Annotated in this window: 13 protein-coding genes; 3 read left to right on the plus strand and 10 right to left on the minus strand. The window is 51.3% G+C overall.

From position 1 onward, the window contains the following. Positions 1-17: 17 nt before the first annotated feature. Positions 18-2261 (plus strand): carbohydrate binding family 9 domain-containing protein, encoded by a 2244-nt coding sequence (locus F4Y64_11105; GenBank protein ID MXX98147.1) that lies wholly within the window; start codon positions 18-20, stop codon positions 2259-2261. Beyond that, the gene (locus F4Y64_11110) at positions 2248-3573 is read left to right on the plus strand and encodes an amidohydrolase (GenBank protein ID MXX98148.1); all 1326 of its coding nucleotides are present in this window, start codon (positions 2248-2250) and stop codon (positions 3571-3573) included. The genes F4Y64_11105 and F4Y64_11110 overlap by 14 nt, the downstream gene beginning before the upstream one ends. 165 nt (positions 3574-3738) lie before the next feature. Here the strand turns inward: F4Y64_11110 and F4Y64_11115 are convergent, their stop codons facing one another. The 7 genes from F4Y64_11115 to F4Y64_11145 are packed head-to-tail and all read right to left on the minus strand — an operon-like array spanning position 3739 to position 12773. Beyond that, positions 3739-4344, minus strand: coding sequence for a peptidase A8 (locus tag F4Y64_11115; protein ID MXX98149.1), 606 nt, complete (start codon positions 4342-4344; stop codon positions 3739-3741). A gap of 8 nt (positions 4345-4352) precedes the next feature. Continuing rightward, entirely contained in the window at positions 4353-4781 is a 429-nt protein-coding gene (locus tag F4Y64_11120; protein ID MXX98150.1) for a molecular chaperone DnaK, read from the minus strand. A 34-nt stretch (positions 4782-4815) separates the two neighbouring features. Beyond that, positions 4816-7992 (minus strand): isoleucine--tRNA ligase, encoded by a 3177-nt coding sequence (locus tag F4Y64_11125; GenBank protein ID MXX98151.1) that lies wholly within the window; start codon positions 7990-7992, stop codon positions 4816-4818. A gap of 15 nt (positions 7993-8007) precedes the next feature. Beyond that, the gene (locus F4Y64_11130; GenBank protein MXX98152.1) at positions 8008-8859 is read right to left on the minus strand and encodes a purine-nucleoside phosphorylase; all 852 of its coding nucleotides are present in this window, start codon (positions 8857-8859) and stop codon (positions 8008-8010) included. Positions 8860-8863: 4 nt separating this feature from the next. Next, on the minus strand, positions 8864-9547 hold the full coding sequence (locus F4Y64_11135) for a YggS family pyridoxal phosphate-dependent enzyme (protein ID MXX98153.1): 684 nt from the start codon (positions 9545-9547) through the stop codon (positions 8864-8866). Positions 9548-9561: 14 nt separating this feature from the next. After that, complete coding sequence (locus F4Y64_11140; protein ID MXX98154.1) at positions 9562-12159, minus strand: FtsX-like permease family protein; 2598 nt, start codon at positions 12157-12159, stop codon at positions 9562-9564. Further along, on the minus strand, positions 12078-12773 hold the full coding sequence (locus tag F4Y64_11145) for an ABC transporter ATP-binding protein (GenBank protein MXX98155.1): 696 nt from the start codon (positions 12771-12773) through the stop codon (positions 12078-12080). The genes F4Y64_11140 and F4Y64_11145 overlap by 82 nt, the downstream gene beginning before the upstream one ends. 56 nt (positions 12774-12829) lie before the next feature. Here F4Y64_11145 and F4Y64_11150 point away from each other — a divergent pair, with 56 nt between their 5' ends. Continuing rightward, a complete protein-coding gene (locus F4Y64_11150; protein ID MXX98156.1) occupies positions 12830-13456 on the plus strand; it encodes an arylesterase in 627 nt (208 codons plus the stop codon). A 100-nt stretch (positions 13457-13556) separates the two neighbouring features. Here F4Y64_11150 and F4Y64_11155 read toward each other — a convergent pair whose 3' ends face one another. From F4Y64_11155 to F4Y64_11165, 3 genes are all read right to left on the minus strand, one after another. Next, positions 13557-13952 carry a PaaI family thioesterase gene (locus tag F4Y64_11155; protein MXX98157.1) on the minus strand — a complete coding sequence of 132 codons (396 nt, stop codon included), beginning with the start codon at positions 13950-13952 and terminating at the stop codon, positions 13557-13559. A gap of 68 nt (positions 13953-14020) precedes the next feature. Further along, complete coding sequence (locus F4Y64_11160; protein MXX98158.1) at positions 14021-15415, minus strand: NAD(P)(+) transhydrogenase (Re/Si-specific) subunit beta; 1395 nt, start codon at positions 15413-15415, stop codon at positions 14021-14023. After that, positions 15415-15690 carry an NAD(P) transhydrogenase subunit alpha gene (locus tag F4Y64_11165; protein ID MXX98159.1) on the minus strand — a complete coding sequence of 92 codons (276 nt, stop codon included), beginning with the start codon at positions 15688-15690 and terminating at the stop codon, positions 15415-15417. The genes F4Y64_11160 and F4Y64_11165 overlap by 1 nt, the downstream gene beginning before the upstream one ends. Positions 15691-15694: the final 4 nt, after the last annotated feature.

Raw genomic sequence — 15694 nt, forward strand, 5'->3', positions numbered from 1 at the left:
TAACTACTTACACGGCAGTGCGTCCCCTTTGCTTCTTACTCGTATCGCTGGTTCCCACTACGCTCGTGAGTGCCCAGTACTCGATGCCCGATTCAGAGCAGTCGTCTATACCCGTCGTGGCGGCAGCGTATACGGATGTAGCTCCCGTACTGGACGGCACCATCATTGGTGATCCTGCTTATGCGCAAGCAACACCCATCACCGAATTCTGGCAAACAACCCCACAAGAAGGACAGCCCTCAAGCGAGCGAACCGAGGTCCATTTAGTCTACACGGACCGCGCACTGTATGTGGGTGTGATCTGCTATGATCGTGAACCAGAGGAGATCATTGTCTCTGATACCCGCCGTGATGCTCCGCTTGATGAAACAGACAGCTTTCAGATGATCCTTGATACGTACCTGGATGGACAGAATGGCTTTGTCTTTGGTACGAACCCTGCTGGCATTGAATATGATGCGCAGGTGACCAACGAAGGTCAGGGAGGTTTCGGCGCACGGCAACAGGCGGGTAGTGGTGGAGGCTTCAATATCAACTGGGATGGATCTTGGGACGTGCAAACCCGCACTACCGAAGACGGATGGAGCGCAGAATTCGAGATCCCGTTCCGAACTATTCGCTTCCCTGCAACACGCGAACAGACATGGGGAGTAAATTTTCAGCGGAATATCCGCCGACACAATGAACGCTCTTTCTGGACCCGCATGCCCAGGCAATTTCAGCTTAGCAGAGTTTCCAGGGCTGGACATGTCTCCGGGCTGATCGTGCCTCAACCTCGTAACCTTCAGGTCGTCCCCTATACGCTTGGGAACGTCACTCGAACGTTTGAATCTGGAAATCCTCTAGTTGACCCGGATGTTGAGGTTGGTGTGGATCTCAAGTACAGCCTGACGCCAAGCCTGACGCTTGATGCCAGCTACAATACAGATTTTGCACAGGTTGAGGTCGATGAACAGCAAGTAAACCTGGATCGGTTCAATCTCTTCTTTCCAGAGAAGCGTCCTTTCTTTCTCGAGAATGCAGGGCTTTTCTCAGTGGGAGTCTCCGAGTTCAGTGGACAGGAAGTCGAACTCTTTTTCAGTCGACGCATCGGTATTGGACCGGCTGGAGAACCGATTCCCATACTCGGAGGAACCCGACTCTCGGGACAGGCTGCGGGCGTCAACGTGGGCCTGCTGACCATGCAGACCCGCGAGGTTGAAGGAACTGCCGCCGGGACAAACTTCTCGGTAGCACGCATCCGAAAAGATCTGTCAAACCGCTCGGCAGTCGGGATCATGGCAACCAGTCGACTTCATCTTGATGCCGGCGAATCCGTGCCTGTGGAAGAAAACAATCAGGCTTTGGCTGTAGACGGGCGATGGGGAATTGGTCAGTATACAACACTCTCCGGCTTCGCTGCACGAACGTTTTCACCACACTTGAGCGGAGCTGAGCATGCATTCAATATGAATGTATCCTATCTCTCCAATGTATGGCGCATCAATACGACCTTTACACAGGTTGCGGAGAACTTCAATCCAGCGATTGGATTCCTTAGAAGAAACAGCGAATACCGTAAACTTACCGGCTTGGTTCTTTATGCCTGGCGACCGGAAAACTTGCTTGGACTCTTGGAGTTGCGACCTCATGTGAGTTACCAGGGATACTGGGACTTCAAGGGATTCCAGGAAGGCGGACGCTGGCATATCGATAATCACTTTGAATGGAAGGGCGGATTTGAAGTCCATACCGGGATCAATCTCACCCGCGAAGGGGTTCAGGAGGAGTTCGAAATTTCAGGCAAGGTTCGTGTCCCCGCTGGCACCTATGACCACAGAGAGGCACAGCTCGTACTGATCACCAATCAAGGACGTAAAGTGAGTATCAGCAGCCGTGCGCTCTTGGGGGGCTTCTTTGGTGGAACGCGGAGAAACGTGTCAACTACCTTCCGACTCCGTGCCAATGAGGCATTGACCACTGAACTCAACTGGTCGTATAACGATGTTCACTTGCCAAATGGGGATTTTGTGATCAACTTAATCCGAACTCGACTTTCCTATTCATTTACACCCCGACTGTATATTCAGGGACTATTTCAGTACAGTGACAGCGCAGGGGATCTGTGGTCTGCCAATCTGAGACTTGGATGGCTACAGTCTGCAAATACGGGATTATTCATTGTCTTTAACGATGTGAGTGAATCCAGCCAGCCATTCCATAACAGCCTGGGGCGTACAGTCACCGTCAAATACAGCCGACTATTCAATGTACTCCGATAAAATGCTACTCTTCGCCTTATGCCTTATCCCCTTACTTGGGGTCGTGCTTTCTGTAAAAGCGCAAGCACAGGAGCGTGCGTCTCTTCATCAATCTCTGGATCTGCACGCTATGTCTGTTGAGTCAGATGTGATTGAATGGCGCCGGGATATACATGCGAATCCTGAGCTGAGTAACCGGGAGTTTCGGACCGCTGCACTCGTCGCTGATCACCTGCGTTCACTTGGCATGGAGGTCCAAACAGAAATTGCTCATACAGGAGTGGTCGGATTCCTGCAGGGAGGCAAGCCCGGACCGATTGTTGCCCTCCGTGCTGACATGGATGCACTGCCAGTCACTGAAATGGTAGATCTCCCTTTTGCGTCAAAAGTTCGAACTACGTACAATGGGATGGACGTTGGTGTGATGCATGCGTGTGGTCACGATACTCATACAGCCATTTTGATGGGGGTAGCCAGCGTTATGGCCGCCATGAAAGATGAATTACCGGGATCCATAAAATTCATTTTTCAGCCCGCAGAGGAGGGGGCACCCGCGGGCGAGGAAGGTGGAGCAGAGCTTATGCTTCGTGAAGGTGCCTTCGAAGATCCCACTCCGGAGGTGATTTTTGGATTGCATGTCTGGCCGGAACGGGTGGGACAAATCAGCTATTTGCCGGGTCCATTCATGGCCAGTGCAGATGAATTGCACATCACGATCAAAGGACGTCAAACTCACGGTGCGGTGCCGTGGGGGGGTGTTGATCCGATCGTTGTTGGCAGCCAGGTTGTGCTGGGATTGCAAACAATCGCCAGCCGACAACTTGACGTAACTGCAACGCCTTCCATTATTACAGTGGGCACCTTCCATGGTGGAGTACGCAGCAATATTATCCCGGATGAGGTGAAGCTCACGGGGACGATTCGTACATTTTTACCCGAAGTGCGTGAGGAAATCGAGGAACGGATCCGCCATACAGTTGAGCACATTGCCACGAGCGCCGGTGCAACCGCTGAGGTCCAAATTAACTATGGATACCCCGTTACGGTAAATGACCCAGACTTAACCCTGCAAATGATTCCCTCTCTGGAACGTGTCTCGGATTCTGTCAGTCAAGCCGCGAAAATTACGGGGGCAGAAGATTTTTCCTATTTCGCGAACGAAGTCCCAGGATTATTCATTTTCCTTGGCATCGCCCCTCCAGAGGCGGACCTTGAAACCGTCCCGAGAAATCACTCTCCCTATTTTTTCGTGGATGAATCAGCGCTAATAACTGGTGTACGGGCACTCTCAAGTCTGGCCGTTGATTATATGGTTGATCAGGGGAGTGAATAGCTAGGCGGGAAACTGCCTATTGAAATTGGCCGCCTTATCTGAGAAAAAGGAAGCCTATCTCTACCGCAATTCCTGCTGAATAGGATCGTCTGATTGTCCTTTACAAGCGACTTCCAAAAGGCTCTCCGGCCTGATTCCAGTAAGCCTCTAAACCACACCGCGCGGTTACGTTACAGGGGGTAACTGCTCAGCAACAGGGAGCTCCTCAGAGGGGGCTGGTTCCGGTTCACAGCAATGCAGTCCACTCAAGAATTTTTTCTGAAAAAGCAGAATGCCAATTACACCCCCTACGATCCCGATATCTGCCACATTGAAGATTGGGAAAAATGATAAATAGCTTCCGCCAATCAACGGAATCGATGAAGATACCTGCCCATGCCATATATCAAAATGAATGAAATCAACGACTCGCCCTTGAAAAAAAGGACCGTAGTCGAATATCATTCCGTAAAATAGGCGGTCAATAATATTCCCAATGGCTCCTCCTAGAATGCATGCTAAACTCGCTGTGTAGGGCAGATAGCCATCCCGAACGCGAAGCATGTAGACTACGATCAGGGTTGCTGCTATAATCGAAAACGCAGTGATCAGACCCGCGGGGCCGAAATTAATCCCGAACGCCATTCCAGGATTTTCGGTGTAGGTGAACTTGAGCCAGTCTCCCACAAGATCAATCGCACCAAAATGGCCTGGATCCATGTTGGTGCGCACGATCACTTTCGTCGTTTGATCAAGGATCAACACCCCAGCTACAATCCAAAACAGCCGCATGTGCGAACCTACCGCTTTTGCTTGAGCTTGGCCTCTATCGAAATCTCTGTATGAGGTACCGCCTCCAGCCGCTCCCGGGAAATGGGATTGCCTGTCACCTTGCAAACCCCATAGGTCCGGTTATCAATGCGTTCGAGGGCACGGTCTAAATAACCAATATATTTTTTCTGGCGAGCCAGCATCAGGTACAGCTTCTCCCGCTCCATCGCATCCGTCCCCGCATCAGCCATGTGAAAGCTGTACGCGGAGTCACTCTCTGATCGCTCGCGCGAGTCTTTGATCTGAGCCTGCATCTTCGTTATATCGTCGAGTGCACGCTTGCGCTTATCAAGAATCAACGAGCGGAAATGAGCCAGTAGTTCATCGTCAAATGGTGTCTTCGCAGGACCATTTACCGGAAGCCCAGAGGATACTTGGGCTGATTTTTGAGCTGCCATGATTTCACAATTATTCTGTCTTCATATGCTGAGGCTACTCTGAACGACTCACGCCAAGCGTGAGCGACTCCTCACCAATATCAAATCGTTCAATACGCTCTCCCTTTGGAGAATTGGCGAAGTTGAACGTGATGGCCAACGTTTCGTTTCTGACACGGTCAACATAGTGTTCAATGGCCGTGCGCAAAACTTCTGTTGCCTTGTAATCGACATGAATTCGATCCGTCACTGCAAATCCCGCTGACTTCCGCAGATTCTGAAGTCGGTTAATACTTTCCCGAGCGAGCCCCTCATGAAGTAACTCTTCCGTAATTACGGTATCCAAAGCAACCGTATATCCATCCTCTTGACCTACCAGCCACCCTTCAACCCCCTCGGTTGTAATCTCAACATCCCCTGGCTGCAATTCTAGTTCAAACCCCTCCCCCGTAAGCACAACCCGCTCACCTGCACCATAGGCCTCCAGTTGAGCTGGCTCCAAAGCCAAAATTGCCTCCTTGACCTTGGGCATATTACGCCCAGCTCTACGACCTAATTGACGGAAATTCGGACGGGCACTTCGCCGAACAATGGCATGTGAAGCATCAATGTATTCAATCGTTCGTGCATTTACCTCATCCAGAATGATGGGGGCGACCAGGGAAATCGTTTCCTCCCGACACTTTTCGTCTACCACTACCAGTATCCGGCCCACGGGCTGGCGAATATTCAAACTGGCCTTGTTGCGCAGCCCGAGAACAAGAGAGGAAATCACCTGTGCACTCTTCATCCGCGCCTCCAGTGCAGCATCCACCAGCGCCTGGTCTTTTTGGGGAAAGTATGTCAAATGAACCGACTCAGCTGCATCCCGGGTATCGACCATAAGATGCTGATATAACCACTCGCTGTAATAGGGCGCAATCGGTGCCATGAGACACGCCGTTGTTTCAAGGCACGTATGTACCGTTTCGTAGGCTGCCCATTTATCATCATCAGATTCGGAGGCCTGAGTCGCTTTTGCACTCCAAAAACGCCGACGAGATCTGCGGATATACCAATTTGAAAGATCTGTGACAAAACTTTCAACCGCACGAGCCGCCTTGGTCGGATGGTATCTTGCCAGTGCTGCATCTACCAGTTCCGCGGTGGAGTGCAACCGGCTGAGAATCCACCGATCCAGTTCTGGTCGCTCGATCACAGATGGGGCTTCTTCTTCACCCGTATAGCCATCTATGTTGGCATATGTGGCAAAGAAGCTATAACTATTCATTAACGTACCGAAGAATTTGCGCTCCACCTCCTTCACACCATTGACGTTAAACTTTAGATCTTCCCACGGAGGGGTGTTACTCATCATGTACCATCTCACCCGGTCCGCTCCGTGTTCTTTGATTAGATCAAACGGGTCCAAGGTATTCCCCTTGGTCTTAGACATCTTTTCTCCTTTCGCATCAAGGAGAAGTCCACCGACCACACAATTGCGAAACGAGACCTCATCCATCACCAGGGCCGCAATCGCGTGAAGCGTATAAAACCAGCCACGTGTCTGATCCACGCCTTCGGCGATGAAGTCTGCAGGAAAACTCCGCTGAAAGGCCTCCTGATTCTCAAATGGATAATGCCATTGTGCAAATGGCATGGCTCCTGAATCAAACCAGACATCAATGGTTTCCGGTACTCGCCGCATCGTCCCTCCATCCGGGGCAGGCCATGTTAGCTCATCTACAAAGGGGCGATGTAAATCGATGTCTTCATCTTTATCCGGCAGCTGCTCCCCGCAGCGTTCACGTAGTTCCTGAATAGAGCCAATCACCTCGATGACATCAGGGTCCTGATCAGATACCCAGACTGGAAGAGGAGTCCCCCAAAAACGCCGGCGACTGAGCGCCCAGTCCACATTATTGGACAGCCATTCTCCAAAGCGACCGGACCCAATGGATACCGGCTGCCACGCAATCTGATTATTAAGCTCTACGAGTCGATCGCGAATCGCCGTTGTGCGAATGAACCAGCTTTCCACCGGGTAACTCATGAGTGGCGTTCCTTTTCGCCAGTCATGAGGATAATTATGCACATAGCTGTCATCACGATGCAAAAGACCCCGTCCACGCAGATCTCGAATAATGGGCCGGTCAGCATCCTTGAACCAGAGCCCACCCACATGGGGTATATCTGGAGCAAAATAGCCCCGAGGATTAATTGGATTCAGGACAGGAAATCCTTCCGTTTGTCCCACCTCATAGTCATCTGCTCCGAATGCAGGAGCAATATGCACGATCCCCGTACCATCTTCGGTGGACACAAAATCAGCAGTTACTACCCGCCAGGCATTATGGCCCTGGTCCTTGAAAAAACTGAAAAGTGGCTCGTAATGCTCGCCCTCAAGCTCACTTCCGCGCATCGTACGGGTCACTTCATACTCCTCCTGGAGCATCTCTAATCGGGCCCGGGCAAGAATCAGATTGGACTCAGGCAGAGAGGAACAGCGGACAGATACGTACTCAATCTCTGGACCTACCGCCAACGCTGCATTGGAAATCAGCGTCCAGGGGGTCGTAGTCCAGGCCAAAAAATACGTGTCTGGCCGATCCAGTGATCGGAACCGGACAGTTACACTTGGATCCTGAACTTCTTTGTAGCCTAGGCTCACCTCATGGGAACTCAGGATGGTGCCGGATCCCGGGCTGTACCAGTGAATCTTATGGCCCTTATAAAGCAGACCCTTGTCATAAATCTGCTTGATCAACCACCATTCGGTTTCGATGTATTTCGTCTCGAAGGTCACGTAAGGATGATCAAGATCAACCCAGTACCCCATCTGACGTGTCAGTTCATCCCATTCTCCTTTATAGGCCAGAACGCTCTCACGGCACTGCTGATTAAATTTTGCCATGCCGTAGCGCAAAATATCTTCGTGACCATCAAGCCCGAGGCTTTTTTCAACCTCAATCTCAACGGGAAGCCCATGAGTATCCCACCCTGCTTTTCGCTCAACACGACATCCCTTCATGGTATGGTAGCGGCAGAACACATCTTTAATCGTGCGGGCCATCACATGGTGGACACCTGGATGCCCGTTTGCGGTTGGGGGACCCTCATAAAACGTATAGGTCGGTGCTCCCGCGCGTAGCTCAACGCTTTTCTGAAAGATGCCTTCAGACTCCCACCACTGGCGGATCTCCCGTTCAATTACATGAGCATCAACGCGCTGAATTTCTTCAAAGCCCTTCATCCCCTCTCCCATTGATTACCCTTGAGCAAGTTTTTCTACAACGCCGGACATAATCGCAGCCAGCTTTGGCTCTGCGATACCTGCTGCTTCAATGACATCCTCTAATGTCAGGGGCTGGAGTGTATCAGGAAAGCATTCATCGGTGATCACACTCACCGCCATCACGCGTAAATTCATGTGCCTGGCAACGGTAACCTCCGGGGTTGTCGACATCCCAACCACATCTGCACCAATCGCCCGCAAGAATTTGTACTCCGCCTTGGTTTCCAGGCAAGGCCCCAGCACAGAGACATACACCCCTTCATGAAGCTGGATTGAATGGGCTTTGGCAGCCTGCATTGCATACCGGCGGAGCTCAACGTCATAGGGCTCGCTCATATCAGGGAATCGCGGCCCCCAGGCATCCACGTTCGGGCCGACCAGTGGATTGACCCCTTGTAGATTAATATGATCTGAAAGCACCATCACATCTCCACGGCGATAATCGGGATTCATACAGCCACATGCATTCGAAACCAATAGACTCCCGATGCCAAGTTTTGCCATGACACGAACCGGAAACGTCACTTGGCGAGCACTGTATCCCTCGTATACATGTACACGCCCTTTCATGCACGCCACCGGAGCCCCCCGGAGCGTTCCCAGAACAATTTCTCCCCCATGGGACTCCACTGTTGAGACAGGACAATGCGGAATTGACTCATAGGGAATCCGATGCTCAACATCAATCTCCTGTGTCAACTGCCCCAATCCTGTGCCCAGGATCAACCCAACCTGGGGCTGAAATTGGGTGTGTTCACGGATTGAAGCTACCGCTTCTTCCACCTGTGCGACCTGTGTTCCGGGGTCGGGAATATTTTCCTCCATCTGATTAAGTCTTAATGATTGGTTTTCGTGGTCCAAACAGGGCGGAACCGACACGTATATGCGTGGCCCCTTCCTCAATCGCTATTTCATAATCTCCACTCATCCCCATGGATAATCCTGCACCTGTTAAATGTGAATATTTGGAACGTATACTTCGCAGCAGACGAAATTCCTCACGTACCTTTCGTAGATCTGGCGAGGCCAGCGTCATGAGCCCTATCGGCTGGAGTGACCCGTACCCGCCCAACCGCGTTGCAAGTTCAACGACTTGGGCAGTGTCCAGTCCAAATTTGGACGCTTCTCCAGATACATTCACCTGTATAAAACAGGGGAGTATGCGACCCGCCTCTTCGGCATGACGGTTTAATGCCCCGGCCAAGCGGATGCTGTCCAGGGCATGAAATTCTTTGGCATAAGCGACGACCTGGCGTGCCTTGTTGCGTTGCAGGTGTCCGATCATATGCCAGTTCTGAGCGGGAAAGAGGGGAGCTTTTGCAACCAATTCCTGTGCTTTGTTTTCCCCAAAATCTGTGAGTCCGGCCTGTGATGCCTCGGCAACCACCTCAGGAGGCCAAGTCTTCGTTACCGCGATGAGGGTAATCTCCTCTTCTCTGCGCCCTGCACGGCGACAGGCACCCGCAATTTTCTCCCGCACCTGATTTATTCGATCACTGATACGATTCGACATTCTAACGAATAGGACTACCCTTCTGCACGAAGTACGGCAAGTACCGATCGATCATAAATACTCCGATTGCTCAGAAAACCGATGATCAGGGTTAATCCGATCACTGCAGCAATCACCGTAAGAATGGACTGGCCTGTCACCGCCAACGGAAGTTGGAATACTGCCATTGACAGAATCCAACCCGCAATTAAAGATAAAATCAAACCCGTTGAACAGGACAAGAGTCCTAGGACCGAATACTCCGCCATTGCAATGATAAGAAGTTGCTTCTTGCTGGCTCCTAAAGTTTTCAGCAAACCGCTTTCTTCAATTCGCTGCAATCGGCCAATCAAAAGAGATCCGACCAAGACCAGAACTCCTGCGATGAAGCAGAAATACGCCATAAACTGGATCGCAAAGCGGATACGATCCATGACTTCACGGATGATTCGGATGATTGCCTCCAGACTGAGTACCGTGACGTTTGGGTAACTCGCGACCACCAGTGACTGCAAGGAATCTGGGGTGGTGTCCCCCTCCCTACGACTTGTAATCACATGCGTTTGTGGAGCCTCTTCCAATACATTGTTGGGGAACACAACATAAAAATTTGACCGCATCTGTTCCCAGTCAACCGTTCGGAAGCTGGTCACCACCGTAGGAACCAACCTCCCCTGCACATCAAAAACAAGCGTATCTCCCATATCCAGACCCAGCTCTGTCCGCGCAAAATTATCCTCTACCGAAATGGGGACGAAGGCGGAATCGGGTTGATAGATTCCAGTGAAGGTACCGCTGGTAAGCGATTCGGCATCCGTGAGCTCTGCCCGATATGTGGACCTGTACTCACGTGTCAGTGGCCATGTGACTCCTCGAGTAGAATCCTTGACAAGCTCTTCTACCGTCTGCCCCCCAATCGCATGTAGTCGCATATTCACGATCGGAGAACTGTCAATGATTGGCCAACTCTGCTCTTCGATCAGGCGTGTCACTCCGTCCAATTGGTCATTCTGGATATCAAAGAGAATCATGTCCGGTCGACCGTTGCCACCCACCGTGTCCATTTGTCTAATTATGGTACTCTCACTGATCAGCAGTACCATGACAATAAATGTGCCCAGTCCAAGGGCTAACATTACCAAGAGCGTCTGATTCCCGGGGCGATGCAAGTTCGCAAATCCTTGACGAAGTGGATAAAACGGAATTCGGTTCGTCAGCTTACGGGCGATCAGCATGAGGAGCTTTGACATGAGTATTAAAGCTCCAAAAGCAATGATGATTGCCACCGCATAGTAGACACTGGCAGTCCAGCTTCCTGACTGGGCTGCTGCGATCACAATCAGACCACCAACGATGATGATGTATGCTAGAAAACGGAAACGGGCCGGTGTCAGAGGCTCAATACTTGAGCGAAGTGCCCGCAAAGGGGACACCCCATGTACATCCATAAGAGGCAGGATTGCGAATATTAATGTTACAAACAACCCGACTCCATATCCCATCGCCATACTTGACCATGATATACGAAATGCAATTTCGAATGGCAGAAATGCACTGATGGCATAAGGGACGAATAATTGTGCCAACGCTCCCCCAAAACATCCAAACACACCAGCGATGCATCCCAGGGTAAATGCCTGAAAAAAGTAAATCGAAAAAACACTCCCACTCCCTGCCCCCATGCATTGCAGTACGGCAATGTTATCTAGGCAACGACGAACATGTGCACGGATGGCTCCCCCAACCCCCAATCCCCCCAACACGAGTGCACCAAAGCCCGCCAGACCAAGAAATTGATTGAAAAATTCCAATACCTCTTCCCAGTTATCCCGCTGCTCCGCCACCGTATCAATATTTGCGTTGAACCTATCCCCATCACTATACAATGAATCACGAATGGCTTCTGGATCTTCACCGGGAGCAAGCTTCACGTAGACCTCATAATTGGCCATGGCTCCAAATCCTAGGAGCATAGGATCCAATGTGTTGATGGGGACATACACCGAAGGCATGATGAGCATGCTGACTTCCGTTTCGCTGGGTGCACGCACGAGTGAGCCCGAGATTTCGTATCTGTGTCGACCAATCTGAACGGTATCCCCCTCGTGAACCCCCAGAGTCTGCATCAAGCCTTGATCCACCAGGGCTCCCGCCTTTTCTTTGAACCCGGTCTCGGCCTCTGCGGGGTTGGACTTCAGTGACCCATATAGTGGATACGCATCTTCCACTCCGTAGACGCTGACCAGACGAGACCGGTGCTGCACTGGAAAGTAGGCAACCGACAACGTAGTGACTCGTCGAGCTTTGGCAACCCCAATCGTATCAATAGCAGCCTGCGTGGAATCATCAAATGGGCGGTTGCTGGAGAACCGCATATCGGCCCCCAAGAGCTCGCGTGCATGCTGGTCAACGCTATACTGAAGGCTTTCTGACGTCGAAGACAATGCGACTAGCAGAGCAACCCCGACGATCATTGAAAAGAGAAAAATCAGCAACCGACGCCGGCTTCCCTGACTTTCCCACCACGCCATACGAAAAACCCAGGCACTTCTCATGCCACTGCACGCACTTCCTCTGCGGCTTGATAATCCCGGGCAACCCGGCCGGCTTGAAGTTCCAGAATACGATGGCATGACCGGGCAAAATTCAGGTCGTGCGTCACCACAACCAATGCCGTACCCGCGGTGCGGTTCAGGTCAAGGAGTAATTCTTCGATTCTGTTGCCCGTAGCCGTATCTAGGTTGCCCGTAGGCTCATCGGCAAAAAGAATGGCTGGGCGATTAATGAATGCTCTGGCAAGGCCAACCCGCTGCTGCTCTCCCCCACTCATCTGAACGGGATAGTGATGTGCACGCCCTTTGAGGCCAACCTCCGTGAGCAGCTCCAGTGCACGCTTACGAGCACTTCCTTTCCCACTGAGTTCCAGTGGGACCATCACATTCTGTAGCGCCGTCAGCGTGGGAATGAGTTTGAACGTCTGAAAGACGAATCCGACAAAATTGCGTCGAATTTCTGCCCGTTCTCCTTCGGAACAGTGCCCAAGGTCGTTACCCGCTAGCTTTACGACTCCTGAGGTCGGTGAATCCAGCCCTGCACATAACCCCAAAAGGGTCGTCTTTCCACTGCCGGAGGGCCCCACGACCGCACAAACCTCACCAGCACCGAGGGAAAACGTAATATTATCCAGAACGGTCAGTAAGCGGGACCCACTTTGATATGTTTTCGTAAGCTCTTTAACCTCAAGCATTCAATTTTAGAGTGTTGACCCGTTTTGCCCAAATTAGCATCGTCCTATACACGGTTATGTGCTTGTGTGTTCTATTACCTGTACGGCCAGCGGTTGCGCAAAACTCTGAGGGTACCCCCATCCGCGTACTTTTTTTGGGCAACAGTCTGACGGCTGGTTATGGGCTTTCCCCAGATGAGGCCTACCCTGCTCTCCTGCAGACACGTATTGATTCATTAAAATGGTCCGTAACCATCATCAATGCCGGTGTGAGTGGAGATACGTCTGCCGGAGGACTGACACGCCTCGCCTGGCAACTGGAAAACCCTCCCGACGTCCTGGTTGTTGCTCTAGGGGCAAATGATGGTCTGCGGGGGCTCCCGCCAACAATGACAAAAAGCAACTTAACACAGATCATTCGTCAAGCCAGAGAAGCCAATTCCAACGTGAGTATTCTGATTGCTGGAATGCAGGTCCCTCCCAACTTGGGTCCAATCTTTCAGGAGGAATTCAGAGATATTTACCCTTCTATAGCTGAGGAAATGGATACCGAACTGATCCCCTTTCTTCTGGAAGGAGTCGGCGGTGTCACCGAGCTGAACCAAGCCGATGGGATTCACCCCAATGCCGCTGGTCAGCGAAGATTGGCTGACACGGTCTGGGAAGCTCTGGCGCCTATACTTCAGGAACGCATTTCTCCTTAATCGGCACATCCATGGCGGGCTGCTGCCAGCCATAATGCTCCATTGGCGACCAGATTACGATAAAATTGAGATCCCAAATAAAAAACGGACCTCAAATGGCTCATGGATCTACGCGCCAACCCAGTTCCTGGGAGACATCTACACCCATACGAAATTCTTCTGGAAGACGGACCAATTTAATGGATGCTTCAGATCCGACGGTTCCGTCTGGCAAATAAATTTTTCCCTCCGCCTTGGCGAAGCGATCGCGCATGACCTCCCGCTTCGCAACAATATGTAGCGGCACTTCCACTGGGACCGGCTTTCGATACTTTACATCTAGCCGGACCGACATCATGAACGCATGGAAATCTTCGATCAACGATACGCGTCCAATGATCTCATCCAGAATCGCAGCCTGCACCCCTCCATGAACAATCCCCGGATATCCCTCAAAGGATCGGGGAACGGTGTAATGTGACTCCACCTCATCCTCTCCATTGTCATAGAAAGACATGTAGAGGCCGTGTGGATTGTTGCGACCACACACAAAACAATTATTACTGTTCGGCTGCTTGTTCACTCTCAAACGGCCTTGACCTCATTAATTAACTCTGTCACCGAATCCTTTGCATCCCCAAAAAGCATTCGGGTATTCGGCTCAAAGAAGAGCAGGTTGGGGACTCCAGAATACCCCGGTCGCATACTTCGCTTCAAAAATACGACGCTCTCGGCCTGATCAACATTCAGGATTGGCATCCCATAGATCGGACTTGACTTGTCATGACGAGCAGCAGGGTTCACGACATCATTGGCCCCAATCACAAGCGCTACATCGGTCGACTCAAATTCATGATTAATCTCATCCATCTCAAAGAGCGAGTCATAGGGCACATTGGCTTCCGCTAAGAGCACATTCATATGACCCGGCATTCGCCCGGCCACAGGATGAACAGCATATTTGACTTCCACGCCTTGTGCCTGCAGTACATCCGCCAATTCCCGTACCTGATGCTGAGCTTGTGCAACCGCTAATCCGTAACCGGGCACAATAATGACTTTCCGCGCATAACTGAGCATGATCGCTGTGTCATCCGGTGTCGTAGATGTAATGGTGCGCCCATCCGCCAATTTTCCCGCTCCTTCCTCATCAGAGTCGCCCCCAAAACCTCCAACCATGACTTGCCAGAATTTCCGGTTCATGGCAACACACATAGTATTGGTTAACATGATCCCCGAAGCCCCAACCAGCGCACCGCTGATGATCAGAACGGTGTTTGACAATACGAACCCAGTAGCTGCCGCAGCCAATCCAGAGAGCGCATTCAAAAATGCCACAATGACAGGCATATCCGCACCGCCAATGGGTAGGACAATCAGAATTCCGAAGATCAGGGATAAAGCGGCAAGAATCAAAAAACATAGAAGGATTTCTCCACCAAAAAATGTCCACACGATGGAGGCGATCATCAAAGCCAGAAAGGCCACCAGAACCACGTACCGGCCCGGAAACTCAATCGGGTTCCCCGTCATCTTGCCGCTGAGCTTCAAGAAAGCGATGACACTCCCGGAAAATGTAACCATCCCCACCAGTACACTCAAATACGGAAATACACCAGAGTCGATTTCTGCCGTCCCATCGTGCTCGAGGACCATAGGGATTATTTCTGCCGATGCCACAAGTGCCGACGCCAATCCACCAAACCCGTTAAACGCCGCCACCAATTCTGGCATTGCGGTCATTTGGACGCGCATTGCCAACACTGCACCAATAAATCCTCCAATCAACAGTCCGACTATCATCTCGACTGGTGTGAGAATTTCCTGGGAAAATAGCGTGACGATCACCGCAATTAGCATTCCCAGTGCCGCAACCCGGTTTCCTCTACGTGCCGTGACAGGAGACTGCAATCTTTTCAGCCCCACAATAAACAGGATCGCGGAGAAGAGATAGAGCCCATTAACGAGTCCTGAAGGCATTAGTCAGTAGGCTTCTTCTTGAACATCTGCAGCATCCGACCCGTCACCATGAAGCCGCCTACAACATTGATGGTCGCACAAATCAGGGCAGCAAAACCAATCCATTTTGCCCACACCCCTCCAACCATCCCTGCTGACACCAATGCACCAACGATAGTGATTCCGCTGATGGCATTGGAACCGGACATCAGGGGAGTATGCAAGGTCTGAGGGACCTTACTCAACACCTCTCGACCAATAAACATGGCCAATACAAAGAGCGAGTATGGAGCCATGGGC

This window comes from Rhodothermaceae bacterium (genome assembly GCA_009838195.1).
Classification (GTDB): domain Bacteria; phylum Bacteroidota; class Rhodothermia; order Rhodothermales; family Bin80; genus Bin80.